We start from the raw sequence: 19202 nt of genomic DNA, 5'->3' as shown, positions 1-19202 counted from the left end.
GTCTTAATCCTGCTTTTCCGGGACGTGCACCCGCGAAAGCACGTCGTGCAGTTCGTGCACGGCATGACGCAGCCGCGTCTGGTCTTCCAGGCTCATGCCTTCCATCCGGCCTTTCACTTCTTCTTCCAGCTGCTGCTTTTTCGAGTCGAAAAAGCGCCTGCCGGCCTCCGTCAAGTATAGGTGGTACACCCGGCGGTCATCCTCATCCTGCTCCCGGGCGATGTACTCTTTCTCCATCAACTTCCGCAGAAGCGGCGTCACGTTCGATTTCTGTACGGCCAGCCGTTCTGCCACTTCGGTCGTGCGGATGCGTTGATGATCGGAAATATCGATGATGTGCAGGATCGTAAAATGGGTATGATTCAGCTCTGTATCATGAAGCACGTGCACTGGGCCGAACAGCTTCTTCGACATCAGCGGCAGTACGGACAGCGTTTCTTCGACTAGTTTGTCCAGGTGCTGCGTCATGCAACCCTCCCCTTTCGTTGCTTTCTGCTTCTTTTTCTTCTAAAGTTATTATATCAGAACCAATAACCCAGCAGGGAGGAAACCCGGTTGAACCCTATTATTTCGGTCCGCGGTCTGCGGAAAAACTATAAAAAAACAGAAGCTGTCAAAGGCATCGATTTTGATGTGGAAGAAGGAGAAATTTTTGGATTTCTCGGTCCAAACGGCGCCGGGAAAAGCACGACGATCAACATGATCTGCACGATGATCAATCCGACGAGCGGATCGATCACCATCAACGGCTACGACGTCGCATCGCAGAAAGCGCGCGTCCGGGAGAGCATCGGCATCATCTTTCAGGAAAATACGCTCGATGAAAAGCTCACCGCCTATGAGAACCTGATGCTCCACTGCCGGTTTTACCGGGTGCCGAAATCAGAACGCCAGCGACGGATTGAAGAAGTGCTCGAGATCGTCGACCTGCAGGCGGAAATCAAGCAGCGCGTCGACACGTTCTCCGGCGGCATGAAGCGGCGGCTGGAGATCGCCAGAGGGCTGCTCCACTACCCGAAAGTCCTCTTCCTCGACGAGCCGACGGTCGGGCTGGATCCGCAGACGCGGGCACACCTGTGGGAATACATTCTCCGCTTGAAAGAAGAGCAGGGCATTACGATGTTTTTGACGACGCATTACCTGGACGAAGCGGAGATCAGCAGCCGGGTGGCAATCATGGATGCCGGCAGCATCATTGCCCTCGACACTCCCGATGCGCTCAAGCGGCAGCTCGGCGGGGACATGATTGAACTGGCCACGGAAGACAACGCGCTCGCCCAGCAGGAAATCACGAAGCAGAGCACCCCGGAGAGCATGACGGAACATGAAGGGACGCTGTTCATCCGCACCGACGACAGCAACCGATTCATCTCGCAGCTGCTCCCCACCCTGACCCCGGCGGTGACGTCGCTGAATATCCGCCGGCCGACGCTGAATGACGTTTTCTTGTCTTTCACCGGACGAAGCATCAGCGCCACGAAAGGAGACGGTTGATATGGAAGGCATTTATGGCATCTGGCTCCGGGATATCACGAAGTTTTTCCGTGATAAAGCGCGCCTGTTCGGCTCCTTTACGATGCCGATTTTATTCCTGCTGATTTTCGGCGGAGGCCTGAGCGGCACGATGGAGAGCATGATGGGACAGATGACCGGCGCAGATGGAGACTTCAATTACGTGGAGTTCGTGTTTCCCGGCATCGTGGCAATGACGCTGCTCATGACGTCGATTTTCTCGTCGCTTTCCATCATCGAAGATAAAGACTTCGGTTACATGAAAGAAATTCTCGTCTCGCCGGTATCCCGGGTGTCGATCGCCATCGGCAAAATGCTCGGGGCTGCGACCGTCGCCTGCATTCAGGGGATCATCCTGTTCATGCTCATTCCGTTTCTCGGTCTGACTTATGATTTCGTCTCCCTGCTGCTCGTGCTGCCGTTCATGTTTCTCTTCGCCTGTGCCCTTTCCGGTCTCGGTCTGCTGATCGCGAGCGTCATCCGCTCCACGCAGGGATTTCAGATGATCGTGCAGATCCTCGTCATGCCGATGATCTTTTTATCCGGTGCGCTCTTTCCGATCAACAACATGCCGGCCTGGATGCATACGATCGTCATGCTGAATCCCGTGACTTACGGGGTCGACGTGATGAAGAAAATCATGATTGATGTCGACTCCCTCTCACCGGAAGTCGTCGAGGCGATGGGATTGAACCTGGAAATTTTCGGCCGGCTGATCACGATCCCCGAGCAGATCCTGTTCATTGCCGTGTTCGCCGTCGTCCTCGTACTGCTCGCGACGGTCAGCTTCCGGCGGACGAACGCGTAACGGGGGAGAATCTCCACGCTGCAGACGAAAACGAGCCCGCTGCGCACTGAGGCGCCGCCCTTCTGGTTCTATCATCACCTCTTCGATGGGAAACGGTCGGTGCCGGCCCGGAGGACATCACAACGAAAGGGAGCCCCGCTTCTGCGTGGGCTCCCTTTCGTTGTATTACGTCCTTCTGCTGCTACGGACGCATGTCCTGCCAGCTCGCCACGTGGTGGATCGAGAAGCCGGCGAAGGCCGGGCTGTTCTCATAGTGGCTGCGTACGTGGTTCAGTTCTCTCATCATGTACGCTTCGCCCTGCTGGTAAAAGCTCACGTGATCCCCTTCGTAGGAGTACATCGTCTCGACTCCGACCGTCACCGGCGTATCATACTGCTCGCCGTACGCCATCTCTTCTTTCACAATATGCTGAATGGCTGCTGCCGTATCGCGGTACGCCATCAGCGTCACGCCATCGGCCTCCCGGATCGCCCAGCCGGCCAGGCTGCCGGTACCGAAATCATTGTCGTACGTGATTTCATCAAACCAGAACGGCAGATCCAGCTCCAGCTCCAGATCAAGCGCATGAACCACCGGGAGCGCTTTCGCCACCATCTCCTGGAACAGCGTCACCGCTTCCTGCCTGTTTTCATTCCAGAGTGGATGAATGTATGGCTCCACATCGAGATGCACGCCGGCAAATCCTTCGCCCTCTCCCGCGGTCCACTCATACTCCGTGACCCAGCCGAGCATCCGGCTCAGCTGACCGATCCCTTCCGGCGTCATCCAGTCCGGAGCCCCGTCCAGGGCATGGACGTCCATTCCACGCTCTCCGGCTGCACGGATGAAACTGCGGTAGTCCGCCATCGGCACATCCTGGTCCACCTGCACATAAACGTCTGTCACCTGCTTCTCTTCCAGAAACGCGACAGTCGCTGCTTCATCCTCTACAAACATCCACGGATTCCAGAGCCACGTCGCATGCCGTTCACTCTCTTCTGCTGCTGCACTCCCTGCCCCGAACATACTTCCCAGTATCATCACAATCAACGCCCATACTCCTGCTTTTTTCATCACAAAGCACCCCTTCCCGGATTTGCGCCAGGGCGCTCATGGAAAGAGGCCTCCGGCAGCCTGACAACCGTACGCAGATGCGCTTAGGCTCATGGCTTTGCGTCCTTCCCTTTCGGTGAAGTTTGCCTTTATCAGAATGATGAATTTCTTACTTTTATTATACCTTTTCCACAAAGAAATACCTATGTTTTTTGTCCTGTTTGTCTGCCTGTTTTTCAGGAATATTCCGCCAGAAGCTCCATCCACACCGCCGAACGTCCACAGCTCGTACGGAGAGAGAGCTGTCCGTTCTTTTTTTGATAATGAGCCGAGCAGGGCCGTTTCCGCGGCGCAGCCTTACCCTTCCCACTGCTCCAGTGCGAGTTCCTGATCGAGCACCAGGCGCCTCATGTGACGCTCCACGTTGCGCCGCAAAACCGGGAGCTGAATCCGGCACGTATACGTGTAGCCGCGGCACTGGCAGCCGTACGCAGCTTCGACGGCGCTGTTCTCGGTCTCCAGCTTCCAGATTTTCATTCCGTGCTGCTGCATATCATGGCGCAGTTCCTGCAGTACTTCGCCATTTTTCCGTTCGAGCGAGCCGATCCAGTCGTCGTAAATACGCGGGAATTTCAATCCGGCTTTCTCGATGCGCTTCCGGTCACGCTCCAGCACTTTTTTGGTCCAGATGGCTGCACTGTATGTATACAGCAAAAAACATTCGTGCTCTGTCATACCCGCCTGCATTGCCATCGCCTCCAGATTAGAACGTTTGTTCGTATATCATAACAGGCGCACTGGCCGATGTGCAAGCTTTTCCTTTTTGGCATTTTCAGGAATGAGCTTCCAGGCAGGCGAACGCGGCGGGAGAAGAGGCATCCGGCGTCGGAGCGCGGAAGTCGTGCAGGTGGAGCAGCGTGCGGATCCACTCTGCCACGGAAAACACGGTCCTGATGCTCCTTGTGCGGCGGATTAAGCCACCGTCGCTCTCCTCCACGACGAAAAGGCCGCCTCCGATGACGGAGACGGCGCTTCCCTTGATCAATCCGCCTCCGTCTGTCGAGGCGGTCTGTGCTGCTTTGCCGGCGATTACAGCAGCCAGAGCTCGTCCGGATTGCCGTACTGCTCGAAAATCGAGTTCCGGGCTTCATCCGCAAGACGGCGGATGCGGGTGCGGTCCACGTTGATCAGCTCACCGCCTTGTTTCACCGCTTTCCCGGCGACATAGACCGTGTCGACGTTGCCGGTATGGGCGCACTGCACCACAGCACCAATCGGATCATTCACCGGGAACATGTTGAAGTCTGTCGTCCGGATCATTTGGATATCAGCCTGTTTTCCGGGTGTCAGAGAGCCGGTTTTATGGTCCAGCCGAAGCGCTTTTGCTCCTTCGATCGTCGCCATTTCGAGGATCTGCCGTGCCGAAATGTGCAGCGGCGGTCCCGGCATCTCGCCCTGTGCCAGCTGCTTTTCGTTCACGCGCGAACGTTCTGCCTGCAGGGTAAACTTCATCTGCGCGAACATATCGCCGCCGGTCGAGGTCACGACATCCACCCCGAGAGCCGGCTTGACGCCATTTTCCATCGCCAGGCCGGTTGCCGGATAGCCGTGCCCCATCATCATTTCAATTTCCGGTGTCACCGAGATCGAACCGCCCTTTTCCGCGAGCATCCGCATTTCTTCGGCGCTCACCGCATTGGCGTGAGCGAAATTTAAGTCCGGGCCGAGGAGACCGGCTTTGTTCAGCTTCTCAATCGAACGAGCGGCGCCGCCCCACGTACCGAAACCGAGGTGCATGCTGCAGACGGCATCCAGGTCCCGTGCAAGCCGGATCTCTGCTTCAGAGGTTTCCCAAGAACTGAATTCCGGCCCGCGGATCGCAAGCCCCATGGTCAGCAGCTGATCCTTCGAGGAGAAATGCTTTTCCGCCGTCGCTCGGACGTCTGCTTCATTCTCTACAACACTCTCCCCGTTCCAGTAGTCTCCATCTCCCGGACAACCGTGCGCAAAGACCGCCCGCATACCGGAATCCTGCAGCCCTTTGATCATTTGTTCCGTATGATCGCGGGAAATGATCATCGACCAGTCGAGCATCGTCGTCACACCGGATTCCATTGCTTCCAGAGCGCCGAGCAGGTTGCCGATATAATCATCCTCCGGCCGGCGCCGGGAACCGATGTTGCCGTAATAAATGCTGCCGAGGTACTTCTGCAGGGACCAGTCCGCACCGACGTTCCGGATCACCGATTCCCACGCGTGGCGGTGGCTGTCGACAAAGCCGGGCAGGACGATCATGTCTGTCGCGTCTACTACTTCCGCACCGTCCGCTTCGATGTTCGGTTTGACATCGAGAATCTTATCCCCCTCGATCAGCACGTCCGCTTTTTTGAAATCTCCGATCTTCTCGTCCATCGTCAGGACGATTCCCCCTTGGAGTAGTGTTTTTGCCATAGTCAGCATCTCCTCTCTGTCATTTAAGATTCTATGTGAATCGTTCTCCAGGAAACATCCATCGTGTACACGATCTGCAGGTGTCTCTGCAGGCCGTGAACGACTCCGTCCCGCCAGGACATCAGGTCTTCCATCGTCACAGCCGGTCCTGTCGCGGCTGTGATACGAATGCGTTCAAAATCGATACGGATCTTTTCGATGTCAATACCAGGTACAGCAGACAGCAGGACGTAGTCTTTTACTGCGTTTTTAGAAATAACAATCCGATCCGCCGAGGCGTACACCGGCTGCACCATGATAATTTCTTCCGGACGCCCCCGCAGGCGGATCAGCAGACGCTGGAACCACCTTCCGACAAACGCCGTCAGCGCATGCTCCGGTTTCACCGGAATAACATGATAATGCCTGGAGCGCATGACCGCGGCTTTGTGCAGCTCATCCGGGCTCTGAACCTCTTCTACAGGAATCCACGTGACCGCCCCTTCCAATTCCAGCCGGGAGACAATCATGCGGATCATCCTCTTCGACGTTCCGAGCAGGAGCAGGGAAGTGAACCCGGCTTCTTCAAGTGCTTCCATCACTTCCTGACGGTGCCCTTCCGAAAAGAAGGTGGCCCGTTTCGTTGCTGCAATGACAGCGCTCTCATTTTTCGCCGAGCGGCCCGCCCTGCGGCAGCCTTCATGAATCAGCAGGCCGTCATCGATCAGGGCGTCCACGCCGTACTGTTCCATCACTTCTGTCGCCCGGTGGCTTTTGCCAGTCCCGCTTCTGCCATAGAGGCCGTAAAGCTTCATGACGTCCGTCTTCCGGATGGAAAGGCGGGCTCTCTCTTTTCCGCAAAGGCCCGGCATCCTTCGGCGAAGTCTTCAGGATCTGCATAGTGCATCGGATCCTCTACCGGCTGCTGCACGCTGCGTACCGACTGCAGAAACTCTGTGACCGCTCCGCGCGAGAGACGGGTGATCGACTCGGCTGCCTTCAAAGCCTCGGTATCGACTTCCCCTTCTTTCGCAATGGTATGCAGGAGGCCGAGCCGCTGCGCTGTCTCATGTCCGTAAATCCGGCTGAGGAGCACGAGCTCGTTCGCCCGGTCCGGCCCGAGGCGGTGGACGATCCGCTGGACGAAGGCCGGTCCGAGACGGATACCGAGCCGCGCCACAGGAATGCCCATTTTGGTCCGCGGCGTGCCGATACGAATATCAAAAGTCAGCGCGAGAATGAAGCCGGCCCCGTAGACCGGGCCGTCCATGGCGCCGACCACCGGAATGTCCAGCGCTTCGAACGAAGCCACCGCCCGTTCCATATGGCGGAAGGCGTCGTCCGCTTCTTCGGTGCTCATGCTGCAAAACTCTTTGATGTCAGAACCCGACGTGAAGTTCCCCGGGACACCCCGGATCAGGACCACCCGGTTCTTTGGATTTTTCGGTATTTCCCGGGAAATATGATACAGCTCCTGCCACATGGCCGACGTCAGTGCATTTCGTGCTGCAGGCCGGCTGATGGTGATGATGGCGATGCCGGCCCCTTCCTGAAGCGTGATTTTGCCATCCGGGGCTCTGCGGATTAAGATGCGCATGCCTTTCTCCTCCTCTGCCGGCGCGTTACGGCTTCGCAGTAAACCGGACGCGGTTTGTCTGCTTTCCGAGGTCGATCGTGCCGTCCGCGCTCGTGATTTCGCTTGTGATCACGTCGCCTTCTTTTAAATAATGAGCATTCTCCTGCTGGCTGTTGTTCAACGTTTCCACTTTCTTGTCCATCTTTTCAAACGGATTGAGCAGTTCATTCATTTCTTCCGGCGACAGCTTCAGCGCGACGCCCCCTGGCGTTCCGGTGAGAAGCACATCTCCAGGATAAAAGCTCATCATACGCGAAAGTTCCACCAGCGTTTCTTCCGGCTTATACAGCAGCTGCGTTGTATTCGCCTGCTGCCGCACCTCGCCGTTGACAGACAGCGTCAGCTCCAGATCGTGCACCTTGTCTGCTTCTTCCCGGTCGATCAGATAAAGAATCGGTCCGGCCGGGCAGAACGTCCGCAGGCTTTTGCCTTTAAACCACTGGTTCTCCGTAAACTGCATGTCTCTGGAAGAAACATCGTTGGTGATGATGAAGCCGGCGATATAGTCTGCAATAGAATCCAGGTCGTCGAGCGGCTCGTCCAGCGTCCGCTCAAAGACGAGACCCAGCTCAATTTCATAATCGAGCAGCTGAATCGAATCCGGACTGACAATATCACTGTCCGGGCCGGTCAGCGAGCTTGGTGCCTTCGTGAAAATCAGGTTGAACGGCGGCCGTCCGGCATCCAGTCCCCCTTCTTTCCGGTGGGAGGAATAGTTCGCTCCCTGACAGATGAGCTGCGCGGGGGACGTGACAGGACTCAGCAGCTCTACCGTGGAAGGATCAACGGTTTCCCCGCTCCGCTTCACCGCTTCTGCTGCCTTGTCTCGTGCTTCCGGGAGAAAAGCGGCTAGCGTGTCGGCGCTGGAATCAACCGGATGAATCTGCCCTTCCTGCAGAACTCCCCACGCTGCGTGCTCCCCTTGTTTGAATCGAACGATAGATATTCCCATGTTTGACAGCCTCCTTAGTTGGATGATTGAACTTCTTCTGCGAACGTATTGAAATTCGCTGCTACTGTATCAAGAAAATCGACGGTTCCAGTGTCGGTGATGGATCCGTCATCGGCCAGCTTCTGATGCACGCTGCCGATGAGCACTTCGTTGCCGGGCAGCACCTTCGCAGCCAGTCCGGGAGAGGCGAGAATCTGGCGCAGGTGCATCTGACAGCGCACCGTCCCCAGGAATCCAAGGCTTGCGCCGACGATCAGCACCGGCTTCCCATTCATGACTTTATCGACACGCGAGAGCCAGTCGAGCGCGTTTTTCAGCATGCCGGGCACGGAATGGTTGTACTCCGGCGTCACGATCAGCACGGCTTCTGCCTCCCGGATGTTCTGCTTGAACGCTTTCACGACTTCCGGCGGATCTTCTTCCGCGTCCTGATCAAAATGGGGAAGCCCCTGCATATCGAGGATGTCCGCCTCCCACTTGTCCTTGTAGCGCTCCATCATGAACTGAGCAATCTTGTGATTGAATGACTGTTCGCGGATGCTTCCGACTAAGACGGCCATTTTCATTGTTTATTCCTCCCTGATGTCATTGTCATACGATTCAATACGGCAGCAAGTGCGTCGGGCTGTTCGAGCATCACGTCATGGCCGCCTTCCAGGCTCGTCTGCGTGACGTGCGGGACGTCCTGCAGCGTTCCCACAGCTTCGGGAGGCAGCAGCCGGTCTTCCCGGCCGTAGATGGCATGCACCGGGATCTGGAGGGACGCAAGCGCCGCACTCCCTTCCTGGTACATGTCACAGGCGGCGAAATCGGCATGCACCTGCTCCGGCCGCATCTGCTGGATGGCCTGCTTTTCTTCTTCCAGCATGGCTGTATCCGGCTGATCCCGGCTGTACGAAGCATAAAAGAGCCCGTCCGGATACTCGCCCTGCTCCAGCCTGCTGAGCACAGATGGATGCACCGGCAGCGACGTATGTGACGCAATCAAGGTGACCGAGCGGACACGGGAACTTCTGGCAGCTGTCTCGAGTGCAATCAAGCCGCCCATGGAATGTCCGGCAAGATCCACCTGATCCGGCAGCTGCGGCGCCAGCCAGGCGGCATACGCTTCAATCGTCGTCTGCGGAAGAGGTTCGTGCCCCGCTCTCCCCGGCAGATCCACTGCATGTGCTTCCTGCTCCAGCAGCGGCAGCAGCCGGCGGAATTTCGCCGACGAGCCTCCAGCCCCATGGATGAGTACCATCGATGTTGTCATACCAGCCCTCCTCAACGTCTGAAAATTCTATCTTTATTTAAATAATATTATATTATTAAAGCGCTTACAAGTCAAACGAAAGAACTTTTTTCGATAAAACGACGAGAAGGCCGTCGTTACGGCGCGGTCCGAGGGGGCACGGGAAGACGGACACGGACCGGACCTTCAACCGCCTATGCCCCTCGTTCCCGCGCCTGCCCCGGCAGCCGTAAACCGGAAAGGGCTTGGAGGGGTGTGGCCCGGGCTGCACCGGCTGCTCCCGCCTCCGGCCCGGTAGAAACCTGGTCGACTCGACCGGCAGCGCTCGTCGACCGGCCCCCGAAACTTCGACGCCCCGCCATGAAACTCTGTCGCCCCAGAGAAAAAGCCCGCCATACGGCTCCGCCCCCGCCAGACGAGGCCAGAGGTATGTCGAGGTATGCGGCCAACCTTGTCGATTCGCGGCGAAACCCCGCCGCGGCGCTGCACCTTCTTCCACCTTCCCGCTCTCCAGCAGCAGCCCCGGTACGAGACGAGGAGGCCTGGGAGACAACCACATTCCGTTCTGTCCGAGCAGCGTACGATGCCGCCGTCTCCTTGTATGAAGACTTTCTTAAACTATGAACAAAAGCGCAAAGCGCCTTTTGGTCGGAACGGCATGCGGAAGCGCTGCAAGCTTTTTGAGGGAAGAAAACGTTCTTTGTTTCTTCCTGAGCAGCGCATGGAGCCGCCGTCACACTTTATGAAAACTTATACATTCCTATCATGTAAAAAAGCAGGACGGCCTTGATGAAGGCTGTCCTGCCTGGGACGAGCTAGGAGCCGTGCCGCTGCGCGCCGTACTCTTCGATCAGCGCGACAACAGAATGCAGCAGTTCCCGCATCCGGTCATAGGCGGCGTCCGGGTCCCGGTTGCGGATGGCATCCAGGACGTCCCGGTGCATGTAGAGTGCCGAGGCTTTTCTAGACTCAGGGTTCTGTTTTAGAACTTCGATCGTTTTATGCCGGCTCTGCAGCAGTCCGATATGCAGAGTCTGTACAAGACTTTTCATGAGTTGATTGTGGGATCCTTCCAGAATGCTTGCATGAAACTCCGCATCCGCCTCCGCCCATGAGCCGTTGTCTTCTGCGGCCTTTTCCAGGTTCAGGTACGCATGTTCCATCTGTGCAATGTCCTCTTCGGTCGCATTCAGCGCCGCCAGCCGGACAGCTGCCGGTTCCATGGCAAGACGTACTTCCGAGAGCTGGAGCAGAAAGAGGCGGGGATCGTCGGCAGACGAGGCCCAGGCAATGATATCCGGGTCCCACCAGAGCCACTCCGTCGGCGGCTGCACGATCGTACCGGTTCTCGTTGCTGAGACGACGAGCCGTCGGGCACTCAGTCCTTTCAGTGCTTCCCGCACAACGGTACGGCTGACCCCGCGCATTTCGCTCAGTGTCTCTACTTTCGGCAGCACGTGTCCCGGCTCGAGTTCGCCGTGGACAATCCGTTCTCCTAAATCATGCAGCAGCTGATCACTCAAATTTTTCGGCATATCGTTCCCTCCCGTTCCAGCTCTTTTTTCCAGCATACCATGACTACCTTAGAAAGAAGAATGTTTTTTCCATATTCTGAGCCGTTCTACCGGGATCAGAGATAGACAGGAAGCGTAAAGTCTTTACACAAGCGCCTTTTCAAAGTCAACGCCCCAGAGCGAGAGGCATTCCTCGGTACTCCATACCTTCGGCTTCTGCGGAAAATCGTTGTGCCACGGCCGCGGATCGAACATGTCGAGTTCCGGGATATAGATATCGCCATCGGTGAACAGCTCAATCAGGTTCCCCTCCGGATCATAGTGGTAGCAGGCGATGTTATGACCCGCCCCGTGTCTCGATGGTCCCCAAAGGAGATGGATCCCGTTGAGACGTAGGAAGTCGAGCGTCTGAATCAAATGCTGGTAGTTGCGCATCTCCATCGCGAGGTGATGCATCCCCTTCGTTTCCGATGTAAAGAAGTTCAGCACGTGGTGGTCCCGGTTGCACGTCATGAACCCGAAGTAATCTTCAATCCAATCTGTATTGTAGAAGCCGAGTTTCTTATAGAATTCTACTTGCTGCTTCGCATCCCCGACACGGATGGACAGATGCCCGACCTTATTCGGCACAATTCCTTCCGGTTTGAACCCGCGGCGGTTGGCCGGCAGCATATCCATCGTCCGGTACAGCTCCACGTGATAGCCTTCCGGATCCTGAAAGGCGATGACTTCCGGAACGGTTTTGGACGTCTGCTGCTTCACTTCCGCCTGGATGTCCAAGGAATGAAGATGCTCGACAACGGCTTCCGTGCTGTGCTCCGACTCGTACTGAAAGCCGAATCGGCGGATGCCGGTTTCTTGTGACGGGGTCAAAATGATGTTGTGATGGTCTGTCGATGTAGAGAAGTAAGCGCTTCCATTTTCGTCCGTTTCTGTCAGCGTCATGCCTGCGATCTGCTCATAGTATGTTGTCATTGCGTCCATATCCGACACGTGAAAATCCACATAACCAAGCTTAAATACGTTCAACATGAAGAACGCCTCCTTAAAGAATTTTCTGACTTTAACTAATAATATAATATTATTTTTTACCCGTCAAGCGGATCGTCTTTTCTCCCTTCCGGCTCCGAGGCATACTTGCGCAGCAGGACCGGCCTGCTGAACGAAGCACGGCGCTCTTTATTTTTTTGGAAGGAGAAGCACATCACCACTCGTTCATTCCTGGATGTTCCCCTCCGAGCGGTAGGCGTCTGCAGCCAACTGCACGAAAAAGATGTAGATGGGATAGATCACCCCGCCCCCCATCGCCAGCAGACCCGTGACAGGGTTCGGCATGTCGCCCCGATACGTGATCGGAAAGAGCGAGGCAACTACGTACACAAACAGAACCAGATAAGGGATCCACAGAATCGTGATCCAGGCATTCGCCTTACGCCCGTGAAGCCACCGCTTCGATAATAGATAGAGCCCGGTCGTCCCTCCTGCCACCACCACAGCCGTGGCGGCGATCATCCACATAGTCACCGTTTCTATCTCCCACGGTGTCCACCTGCTGATTCTGTACACATTCAACATCAGTTCAAGCGGGATCCATGCCATAACGGCGCATAAAAGACTGACTACGTTCATCTTGAAGACATCGTTCATGTTCTCTCCCCCTGACAGGATAACGGGCGTCATAGCTTATTCTCCACGAACCACGTGCACGAGCGAAGCGGGCCGGGATCATCCTTTGTCGTTATTATACTAGGACATCTGGAAAAAACATACACACCGATGCTTTTTTATCAAGAGGCCTAACGCCAAGCGCCTGCTGCAGCCTGGAAGAGAACGTAAACGTATCTATTAAATGAGGCTATGTGATCGTTCGTTGTGGATACAAGGATCCTTCCCTGCGGCTCGCCATGCCTGCCGTGGAAGCGCTCCTCCGCTTCCTCGCAGCGCTGCGGGATCTTCTCCGCTCGATCTTCCGCAGGCCTCCGCCGTTTTCCGCTTCGTTCTTGCTTTGCAATAGAAAAGACAGAGATGGTTTCTTTCTCCCATTTTCTATCAAAAAGCGCAGACAAGGCGATGTTTCGAGACGCCTGCGGAAAAAGAAAGCGTGACGATCATCCCGGACGAAAAGAAGGGATAGCGGAAGGATTTCTCCGCGGCAAGCGAAGAAATAGGAGCCGCAGGCGTCCTTTTTATATCAACACCAGCCTTTAACAGAGCCAAATAAAAAGAAGCCGCCTCTCCAAATGATGGGAGGCAGCTCTTTTTTCCAGCGCCGTTCATGTGCCGTCCAGCGGCCGTTGCTGCATGGAAGGATCGCCTGATGGCTCCTTCTACTCCGATTCTCCGAGTGCCGATGCAAGCGTGGACGCATTATGCTCCATCATCTCGATGTACGTTTCCACGCCTTCTCCCTCGACACTGACAGCATCGGTATACAGCACGTCTTCATAGATAGGAATATCGGCATTCTCCGATACGGTTTCCATGTGATTCGGGCTGACCGTGGATTCGGTGAAAACGTAAGGAACCTCCCGCTCGGTTAATTCACTCACCAGCGCCGAAATCTGCTGTGGCGTTCCTTCTTCATGCGAGTTCAGCTCCCAGATCCCGCGTGTTTCAAAATCGTACCGGTCACCAAAATACACAAGTGCGTTTTCACTGATCGTGACGAGGCGATGTTCTTCCGGCACAGAAGACAGCATCTCTTCCACGTCCGCATCCAGAGAGGCAAGTTCTTCGCGGTACGCATCGGCATTTGCTTCGTAGTCCGCTGCTCCCTCAGGATCAAGGTCGGAGAGTTCCTGCTGGATGTTGTCGACGTACGTCTGGGCATGCTGCGGATTCAGCCACGCGTGTGGATCTGCCGCGTCCGAATCGGGCATGTTGATGGGGTCTATCCCTTCCGTCAGCTCTACAGTCGGCGTATCGCCGGCATTATCCATCATCGATTCCAGCCACGACTCGAGATTCATGCCGTTGACAAAGAAGACTTCACTGTCCGCCACATCGGTGAAATTGCCCGGTGTCGGTTCGTGTTCCTCGGGCTCTTCCCCGCGCGGAACTACATAGTCTACCTGAACACGGTCGCCGCCGACTTGTTCGATCATATCAGCGAACACCGAGATACTCGTTGTCACTTGAAGCTCTCCGCTGTTTTCCGAGTTCTCATCCGCTTCGTCGTTATTGTTGGTCGTGTCGTTCTCTTCCCCAGCGTCCGCATTCCCGCTGGTGTTCTCAGCTCCTTCGTCGTTCTCAATGCATGCCGTCAGCAGCAGTCCTGCTGCGGCTATCAGTCCCAGTGACTTCTTCATCGATGTGCTTCCTCCTCCAAATATCAAATTTTATGCTTCGCCGGTACGGACGCGCCGGACCATCCGGACGAGGTAGCCGTGTTTCGGCGAGAATAAGAATGCTGCAGCGAACAGCAGCGAGGCAATGACGACAATCATGGCGCCCGTCGCCACATCATAAATGTACGAAAAGTACACCCCGGAAACAGCAGAGAATACGCCGAATCCGGCAGACAGCACGAGCATGACAGGCAGACGGTCCGTCAATAGATAGGCCGTCGCGCCCGGCGTGATCAGCATCGCCACAACAAGGATGATGCCGACCGTGTTCAACGAAGCCACAGTCACCATTGCGAGGGTGACCATAAGAATGTAGTGAATCCATTTGACCGGCAGGCCGATCGCTTTGGCCATCGTCGGATCGAACGTGCTGAGCAGCAGCTGCTTGTAAAACAGCACGACGAGCGTCAGCGTGAAGACCGTGATCCCGAGCGTCACCCACAGGTCCGACCGGGAGACGGCCAGCACATTTCCGAAGAGAATATGCCAGATATCAACGGTCGTTCCCTGTAACGACGTCACCATGACGATACCGAGGGCGAAGGACGACGTCAGAAGGATTCCGATGGCCGAGTCATCTTTGATCTTGCTGTTCTGACTGATAAAACCAATTCCGAGGGCAGCTGCAGCCCCTGTCACGACAGCACCGAAGAAAAAACTGCCGGCGCCGAGCATGTAGGAGATCACAACCCCTGGAAGCACAGCGTGGGAGATCGCTTCCCCCATCAATGCCATGCCGCGCAGGATGATAAAACAGCCAACGACCCCGCAGAGAATGCCGACGAGCGTGCCTGCAATGAGGGCGTTCTGCAGAAACGGATACGTGGCAGCTGCTTCAAAAAAGTACCCTAGTTGTCCCATCAGCCCATCACCACAATCTCGCCATCTTTTCCGGACACTGATGCGATGCTGCCTTCGTATGCCCGTCCGAGAAGCTCCGGCTTGAACACATCCTCCTTCGTTCCGTATCCGATCAGATGCTGGTTGAGAAGCAGGATGCTGTCAAAGTATTCTTCGACTTTGCTCAAGTCGTGGTGTACAACAAAAATCGTTCTGCCAGCCTGCTTCAACGTGCGGAGCAGCTCGATGATGATGCGCTCTGACGAGACGTCGATCCCGGCGAACGGCTCATCGAGAAACAGGATTTCTCCCTGCTGCTGGAGGGCGCGGGCAAGAAAGACGCGCTGCTGCTGTCCCCCGGATAGTTCTCCGATTTGACGCGAAGCATACTCCTCCATACCGACTTCCTTCAGGCTCTCCAATGCCTGCGCTTTCTCTTTTTTACCCGGACGCTTCCACCAGGCCAGGTGAGGATGGCTTCCCATCAATACGACATCCTTGACCCGGACCGGAAAATCAAAATCGATCATGCTCCGCTGCGGAACATAGGCAATCCGCTTCCGGATTTGATTCACGTCAGAACCCAGCATCCGCACCGTCCCGCGGTTGGCCTTGGTCATGCCGAGCATGGCTTTCATCAACGTCGATTTCCCCGCTCCGTTCGGACCGATGATGCCGATCATCTCACCGGCAGCCGCCTGAAACGTGACGTCTGTCAGCGCTGGCTGTCCATTATAAGTGACCGTCAATCCGGCTACTTCGACTGCGTTCGTCATAGTCAGGTCTCCCTTCCAATATTTCCTTCATATAAATGTTTTGCCCATAGGCAAATTTTTTAGCAAAAAAATACACTTTCGGCACAAGGAAAAAGTTGCCCTTGTCCAAAACTTACTCATATTTTAACGCTGCAGCATCGATTTGTCCAGCACCTCCGCTCGATTTCGTCTCGTTATTTTCGTCCAAAAGCGCAGAGCGCCTTTTGGTCGAAACGGCGTGCGGAAGCGCTGCAAGCTTTTTGAGGGAAGAAAACGTTCTTTGTTTTTTCCCGAGCAGCGCATGGAGCCGCCGTCACACTGTATGAAAACTTCTACATTCCTATCATGCCAAAAAAGCAGAGCGCCGCTGCTGCCTTGTTGAAGGAAGAAAAAGAGGCGGCTTCTTTCTTCCCGCGCAGCGCACGAAGCCGCCGCCTTCCTCGATGACTCCTGATCCTCTGATACGAACGCAGCATAGATGGAATCGAAGGCATCCCCGTCCGATTTCTATTTTTTGCAGGAGAAAGACAGGTGTGTTATGGTATTTTGGTCGAACAGTCATTATATTGACCGATAAGTCAAACACATGGAGGGAAAGAGACATGTCCAAAAAAGAACACCTGACCCGGGCTGCCCTGGATGTATTCGAAACCATCGGGATCCGTGCCGCCCCAGTCGCAAAAATCACCGAGGCAGCCGGCATGTCCAAGGGCGCTTTTTATCAGCATTTCGATTCCAAAGAATCGCTGGTCACAGCGGTACTGGCCCGTTATTATGAGGAATTGTTTGCCGTGCCGGAGGAACCAGCAGACGGTCAGGAGCTGCTGCGCACCCGGGTTGCTCGGGAAATCGAGCATGCAGCTGCACACCGGCACTTTATCTTCGAACTGATGACAACGTATCCTCCCGGCGGGGACCACGGCATTACCGAGGCGTTCCGCGGGCATCATCACGATGTATTCATCTGGCGGAAAACCGCTTTGTCTGCCGCTTTCGGCGCCCGCGTTGATCATCAGCTGCATGACTTGACGATGCTGATCGACGGGATGCTCCACAGTTACCTGCAGCAGATGCTCTGGGAGGACCGCAGCTTTTCGCCGTATGATGTCAGCCGCTTTATCGTTGAAGCCGCTGGCGCGGTATCCCACCTGGAACGCCCGTCCCTCCCGGATGCACCGGTGACGACAGACCAGCTGCTGGAAGCGTGCAGGCACGCGGCGCAGACGAGCCAATTGGAAGATGTGCAGGCCCTGCTGCACGAAGCCGTCCGCCAGCTGCAGCAGGAAACCTGGCAGCCGGTCGTCATCGATACGCTGCTGGCACGGGCAGCAGCTTGGGAAGCGAACAGCAGCATCCGGACACTCGAGCTGCAGTGGACACGCTGGAAAGGAGTGCAGTCTCATGCATGATCAACTCACGAAAAAAGAAATGTACGCCATGATCGGCGCGCTGCTCATCGGGGCGTTCATGGGGATTACGAATGAAACACTGCTGGCCACCGCCCTGCCGACGATCCAGGAAGCATTCGGCGTAACGCAGGGAGAGGTACAGTGGCTGACGACCGTCTTTCTCATGGTCAACGGGATCATGATTCCGATTTCGGCCTTTTTGATTGAACGATTCTCGACCCGAAAATTATTTTTGACTGCGATCAGCTTGTTCGGCGCGGGCACCCTGCTTGCCGCCGTCTCCTTTTCGTTCCCGATGCTTCTCGCTGGGCGGGTCGTGCAGGCTTCAGGGTCCGGCATCATGCTGCCACTCCTGATGACCGTCCTGCTCATCCTGATCCCGCCGGAGCGGCGCGGCCGGGCGATGGGACTGCTCGGTATTGTCATCGCCTTCGGACCGGCGATCGGACCGACCCTCTCCGGGGTGCTGGTCGAGTATTTCAGCTGGCGGTCGCTGTTTATCACCGTACTGCCGCTCGTGGCGCTGGCGATGACGCTTGCTCTCATCTTCATGAGAAACGTCACCGAGCTGTCGAAACCGAAGCTCGATATCCCTTCAATCATCCTGTCATCGGCCGGGTTCGGTTCCTTTTTGTATGGATTCGGCGTCGCGTCGAAAGAAGGATTCACGAGTCCGCTCGTCATCGGCCTCGTGCTTCTCGGCGCGGTGATCATCACGTTTTTCGTCCGCAGGCAGTTTAAGCTGCCCCGGCCGATTCTCGAATTCCGGATTTTCAAGTACCCGATTTTCACCCTGTCGATCGGCATCACGCTCGTCTCCATGATTTCTTTGATCGGGGCGGAGACGATGCTGCCGCTGTTCGTCCAGAACGTGCTCGGCTTCAGCCCGCTGCAGTCCGGTCTCATGCTGCTTCCAGGGGCGGTTGTTATCGGGATCATGTCCCCGATTGCCGGCGCGCTGTTTGATAAATACGGTGCCAAACGCCTGGCGATCCCCGGTTTTACCATCGTCGTCATCACGACGTTTCTGTTCACCCAGCTGACGCTGGATATGTCGTTTGCGTTCCTGACGACCTTGTATGCGGTGCGCATGTTCGGCCTGTCGCTCACGCTCATGCCGGTCATGACGGCAGCCTTGAATCAAATTCCGCAGCAATGGTATGCGCACGGGTCGGCGATGGCAAACACGCTGCAGCAGATTTCGGCCTCCATCGGCACCGCGCTGCTGATTACGTTTGTCGGCATCGGCACGCAGCTCTATGAACCAGGAGCATCCACTGCCGACCCGGCGCAGATGGCCGAGCTGACCGGCTTCCAATGGGGCTTCGCCGGCAGCCTTGTCATGGCAGCCGCCGCGCTGATCCTGAGCTTCTTCCTGAAGCCGGGCCGCTCGATACCGCAGACACAGGAAGAAACCGAAGCCGACCGGATGGCCCAGTAGACGGGTGCGCGGTGCAGGCTGGGGGATGATTGGCCTTTGACCGCTGATTCGGTCCGGATCGGACGTTCGCAGCGCCGGCTCGGACGCAGCGCGGCCGGGAGCGGTCACTCAGCGGAGAAAAGCAGTCGCTTGAGGAGGAAAAGCGGTCACAGCAGCGCTGGGCGGTCACTCGGCCGGACGCAGCGGACATTCAGGAGCCGCACTCGGTCACTCAGCGCCATGCAGCGGCTCTTCGGCGAAGACCGGCGACGTCTCCGGAAACCTTAAGACTTTCATCTACCCAAGCCCTTT

At 56.2% G+C, this 19202-nt stretch carries 20 protein-coding genes and 1 riboswitch; of the genes, 4 read left to right on the top strand and 16 right to left on the bottom strand.

Translation table 11 applies throughout. The features are described from left to right. Positions 1-3: 3 nt before the first annotated feature. Positions 4-468, bottom strand: coding sequence for a MarR family winged helix-turn-helix transcriptional regulator (locus G477_RS0118050; protein ID WP_026699098.1), 465 nt, complete (start codon positions 466-468; stop codon positions 4-6). An 87-nt stretch (positions 469-555) separates the two neighbouring features. Here G477_RS0118050 and G477_RS0118045 point away from each other — a divergent pair, with 87 nt between their 5' ends. Together G477_RS0118045 and G477_RS0118040 are read left to right on the top strand one after the other, a co-directional pair. Beyond that, positions 556-1494: a daunorubicin resistance protein DrrA family ABC transporter ATP-binding protein gene (locus G477_RS0118045; protein WP_026699097.1), complete on the top strand. Its 939-nt coding sequence runs from the start codon at positions 556-558 to the stop codon at positions 1492-1494. A 1-nt stretch (position 1495) separates the two neighbouring features. Further along, positions 1496-2320, top strand: coding sequence for an ABC transporter permease (locus G477_RS0118040; RefSeq protein WP_026699096.1), 825 nt, complete (start codon positions 1496-1498; stop codon positions 2318-2320). A gap of 181 nt (positions 2321-2501) precedes the next feature. Here the strand turns inward: G477_RS0118040 and G477_RS0118035 are convergent, their stop codons facing one another. The 15 genes from G477_RS0118035 to G477_RS0117960 form a co-directional block, all read right to left on the bottom strand. Then, positions 2502-3374 carry a hypothetical protein gene (locus tag G477_RS0118035; RefSeq protein ID WP_035212481.1) on the bottom strand — a complete coding sequence of 291 codons (873 nt, stop codon included), beginning with the start codon at positions 3372-3374 and terminating at the stop codon, positions 2502-2504. A gap of 51 nt (positions 3375-3425) precedes the next feature. Then, positions 3426-3511: riboswitch (cyclic di-GMP riboswitch) on the bottom strand. A 199-nt stretch (positions 3512-3710) separates the two neighbouring features. After that, positions 3711-4100 carry a YhjD family protein gene (locus G477_RS0118030; RefSeq protein WP_026699094.1) on the bottom strand — a complete coding sequence of 130 codons (390 nt, stop codon included), beginning with the start codon at positions 4098-4100 and terminating at the stop codon, positions 3711-3713. A gap of 85 nt (positions 4101-4185) precedes the next feature. Further along, positions 4186-4398, bottom strand: coding sequence for a hypothetical protein (locus G477_RS0118025; protein WP_026699093.1), 213 nt, complete (start codon positions 4396-4398; stop codon positions 4186-4188). 44 nt (positions 4399-4442) lie between these two features. Continuing rightward, entirely contained in the window at positions 4443-5804 is a 1362-nt protein-coding gene (locus G477_RS0118020) for an amidohydrolase family protein (RefSeq protein ID WP_026699092.1), read from the bottom strand. 23 nt (positions 5805-5827) lie between these two features. Further along, positions 5828-6598, bottom strand: a complete 771-nt coding sequence (locus G477_RS20815; protein WP_051288248.1) for a hypothetical protein — start codon at positions 6596-6598, stop codon at positions 5828-5830. After that, positions 6595-7380, bottom strand: coding sequence for an enoyl-CoA hydratase/isomerase family protein (locus G477_RS0118010; protein ID WP_026699091.1), 786 nt, complete (start codon positions 7378-7380; stop codon positions 6595-6597). The genes G477_RS20815 and G477_RS0118010 overlap by 4 nt, the downstream gene beginning before the upstream one ends. Positions 7381-7405: 25 nt before the next feature. Then, on the bottom strand, positions 7406-8371 hold the full coding sequence (locus G477_RS0118005; RefSeq protein WP_026699090.1) for a fumarylacetoacetate hydrolase family protein: 966 nt from the start codon (positions 8369-8371) through the stop codon (positions 7406-7408). Between the two features lie 14 nt (positions 8372-8385). Beyond that, positions 8386-8937, bottom strand: a complete 552-nt coding sequence (locus tag G477_RS0118000) for an NADPH-dependent FMN reductase (RefSeq protein ID WP_026699089.1) — start codon at positions 8935-8937, stop codon at positions 8386-8388. Then, positions 8934-9626 carry an alpha/beta fold hydrolase gene (locus G477_RS0117995; protein WP_026699088.1) on the bottom strand — a complete coding sequence of 231 codons (693 nt, stop codon included), beginning with the start codon at positions 9624-9626 and terminating at the stop codon, positions 8934-8936. The genes G477_RS0118000 and G477_RS0117995 overlap by 4 nt, the downstream gene beginning before the upstream one ends. A gap of 794 nt (positions 9627-10420) precedes the next feature. Continuing rightward, positions 10421-11140 carry a FadR/GntR family transcriptional regulator gene (locus G477_RS20330; protein WP_170203915.1) on the bottom strand — a complete coding sequence of 240 codons (720 nt, stop codon included), beginning with the start codon at positions 11138-11140 and terminating at the stop codon, positions 10421-10423. Positions 11141-11263: 123 nt separating this feature from the next. Continuing rightward, positions 11264-12151 carry a VOC family protein gene (locus G477_RS20810; RefSeq protein WP_051288244.1) on the bottom strand — a complete coding sequence of 296 codons (888 nt, stop codon included), beginning with the start codon at positions 12149-12151 and terminating at the stop codon, positions 11264-11266. Positions 12152-12334: 183 nt separating this feature from the next. Beyond that, positions 12335-12766: a hypothetical protein gene (locus tag G477_RS20320; RefSeq protein WP_051288260.1), complete on the bottom strand. Its 432-nt coding sequence runs from the start codon at positions 12764-12766 to the stop codon at positions 12335-12337. Between the two features lie 680 nt (positions 12767-13446). Beyond that, positions 13447-14427: a metal ABC transporter solute-binding protein, Zn/Mn family gene (locus tag G477_RS0117970; RefSeq protein ID WP_026699087.1), complete on the bottom strand. Its 981-nt coding sequence runs from the start codon at positions 14425-14427 to the stop codon at positions 13447-13449. Between the two features lie 30 nt (positions 14428-14457). Next, positions 14458-15327 carry a metal ABC transporter permease gene (locus G477_RS0117965; RefSeq protein WP_026699086.1) on the bottom strand — a complete coding sequence of 290 codons (870 nt, stop codon included), beginning with the start codon at positions 15325-15327 and terminating at the stop codon, positions 14458-14460. Next, positions 15327-16082: a metal ABC transporter ATP-binding protein gene (locus G477_RS0117960; protein WP_026699085.1), complete on the bottom strand. Its 756-nt coding sequence runs from the start codon at positions 16080-16082 to the stop codon at positions 15327-15329. The genes G477_RS0117965 and G477_RS0117960 overlap by 1 nt, the downstream gene beginning before the upstream one ends. 581 nt (positions 16083-16663) lie before the next feature. On the opposite strand from G477_RS0117960, the gene G477_RS0117955 reads away from it, so the two are divergent. Together G477_RS0117955 and G477_RS0117950 are read left to right on the top strand one after the other, a co-directional pair. Further along, positions 16664-17470, top strand: coding sequence for a TetR/AcrR family transcriptional regulator (locus G477_RS0117955; RefSeq protein WP_026699084.1), 807 nt, complete (start codon positions 16664-16666; stop codon positions 17468-17470). After that, positions 17463-18911, top strand: coding sequence for an MDR family MFS transporter (locus tag G477_RS0117950; protein ID WP_051288241.1), 1449 nt, complete (start codon positions 17463-17465; stop codon positions 18909-18911). The genes G477_RS0117955 and G477_RS0117950 overlap by 8 nt, the downstream gene beginning before the upstream one ends. Positions 18912-19202: the final 291 nt, after the last annotated feature.

The organism is Alkalicoccus chagannorensis DSM 18086, assembly GCF_000429725.1.
GTDB classification, from domain to species: Bacteria; Bacillota; Bacilli; order Bacillales; family Salisediminibacteriaceae; genus Alkalicoccus; species Alkalicoccus chagannorensis.
Note: the sequence above shows the minus strand (reverse complement) of the source record. Positions and strands in the feature narration are given on the sequence as shown.

What these genes read in the sequence shown, in the direction of transcription:
- G477_RS0117995 (WP_026699088.1), bottom strand. Translation starts at nt 9,626, where the DNA reads ATGACAACATCGATGGTACTCATCCATGGGGCTGGAGGCTCGTCGGCG.
- G477_RS0118000 (WP_026699089.1), bottom strand. Translation starts at nt 8,937, where the DNA reads ATGAAAATGGCCGTCTTAGTCGGAAGCATCCGCGAACAGTCATTCAAT.
- G477_RS20815 (WP_051288248.1), bottom strand. Translation starts at nt 6,598, where the DNA reads ATGAAGCTTTACGGCCTCTATGGCAGAAGCGGGACTGGCAAAAGCCAC.
- G477_RS0117950 (WP_051288241.1), top strand. Translation starts at nt 17,463, where the DNA reads ATGCATGATCAACTCACGAAAAAAGAAATGTACGCCATGATCGGCGCG.
- G477_RS20810 (WP_051288244.1), bottom strand. Translation starts at nt 12,151, where the DNA reads ATGTTGAACGTATTTAAGCTTGGTTATGTGGATTTTCACGTGTCGGAT.
- G477_RS0118030 (WP_026699094.1), bottom strand. Translation starts at nt 4,100, where the DNA reads ATGCAGGCGGGTATGACAGAGCACGAATGTTTTTTGCTGTATACATAC.
- G477_RS0118005 (WP_026699090.1), bottom strand. Translation starts at nt 8,371, where the DNA reads ATGGGAATATCTATCGTTCGATTCAAACAAGGGGAGCACGCAGCGTGG.
- G477_RS0117955 (WP_026699084.1), top strand. Translation starts at nt 16,664, where the DNA reads ATGTCCAAAAAAGAACACCTGACCCGGGCTGCCCTGGATGTATTCGAA.
- G477_RS0118040 (WP_026699096.1), top strand. Translation starts at nt 1,496, where the DNA reads ATGGAAGGCATTTATGGCATCTGGCTCCGGGATATCACGAAGTTTTTC.
- G477_RS0117960 (WP_026699085.1), bottom strand. Translation starts at nt 16,082, where the DNA reads ATGACGAACGCAGTCGAAGTAGCCGGATTGACGGTCACTTATAATGGA.
- G477_RS20320 (WP_051288260.1), bottom strand. Translation starts at nt 12,766, where the DNA reads ATGAACGATGTCTTCAAGATGAACGTAGTCAGTCTTTTATGCGCCGTT.
- G477_RS0118020 (WP_026699092.1), bottom strand. Translation starts at nt 5,804, where the DNA reads ATGGCAAAAACACTACTCCAAGGGGGAATCGTCCTGACGATGGACGAG.
- G477_RS0117965 (WP_026699086.1), bottom strand. Translation starts at nt 15,327, where the DNA reads ATGGGACAACTAGGGTACTTTTTTGAAGCAGCTGCCACGTATCCGTTT.
- G477_RS0118010 (WP_026699091.1), bottom strand. Translation starts at nt 7,380, where the DNA reads ATGCGCATCTTAATCCGCAGAGCCCCGGATGGCAAAATCACGCTTCAG.
- G477_RS0118035 (WP_035212481.1), bottom strand. Translation starts at nt 3,374, where the DNA reads ATGAAAAAAGCAGGAGTATGGGCGTTGATTGTGATGATACTGGGAAGT.
- G477_RS0118050 (WP_026699098.1), bottom strand. Translation starts at nt 468, where the DNA reads ATGACGCAGCACCTGGACAAACTAGTCGAAGAAACGCTGTCCGTACTG.
- G477_RS0117970 (WP_026699087.1), bottom strand. Translation starts at nt 14,427, where the DNA reads ATGAAGAAGTCACTGGGACTGATAGCCGCAGCAGGACTGCTGCTGACG.
- G477_RS20330 (WP_170203915.1), bottom strand. Translation starts at nt 11,140, where the DNA reads ATGCCGAAAAATTTGAGTGATCAGCTGCTGCATGATTTAGGAGAACGG.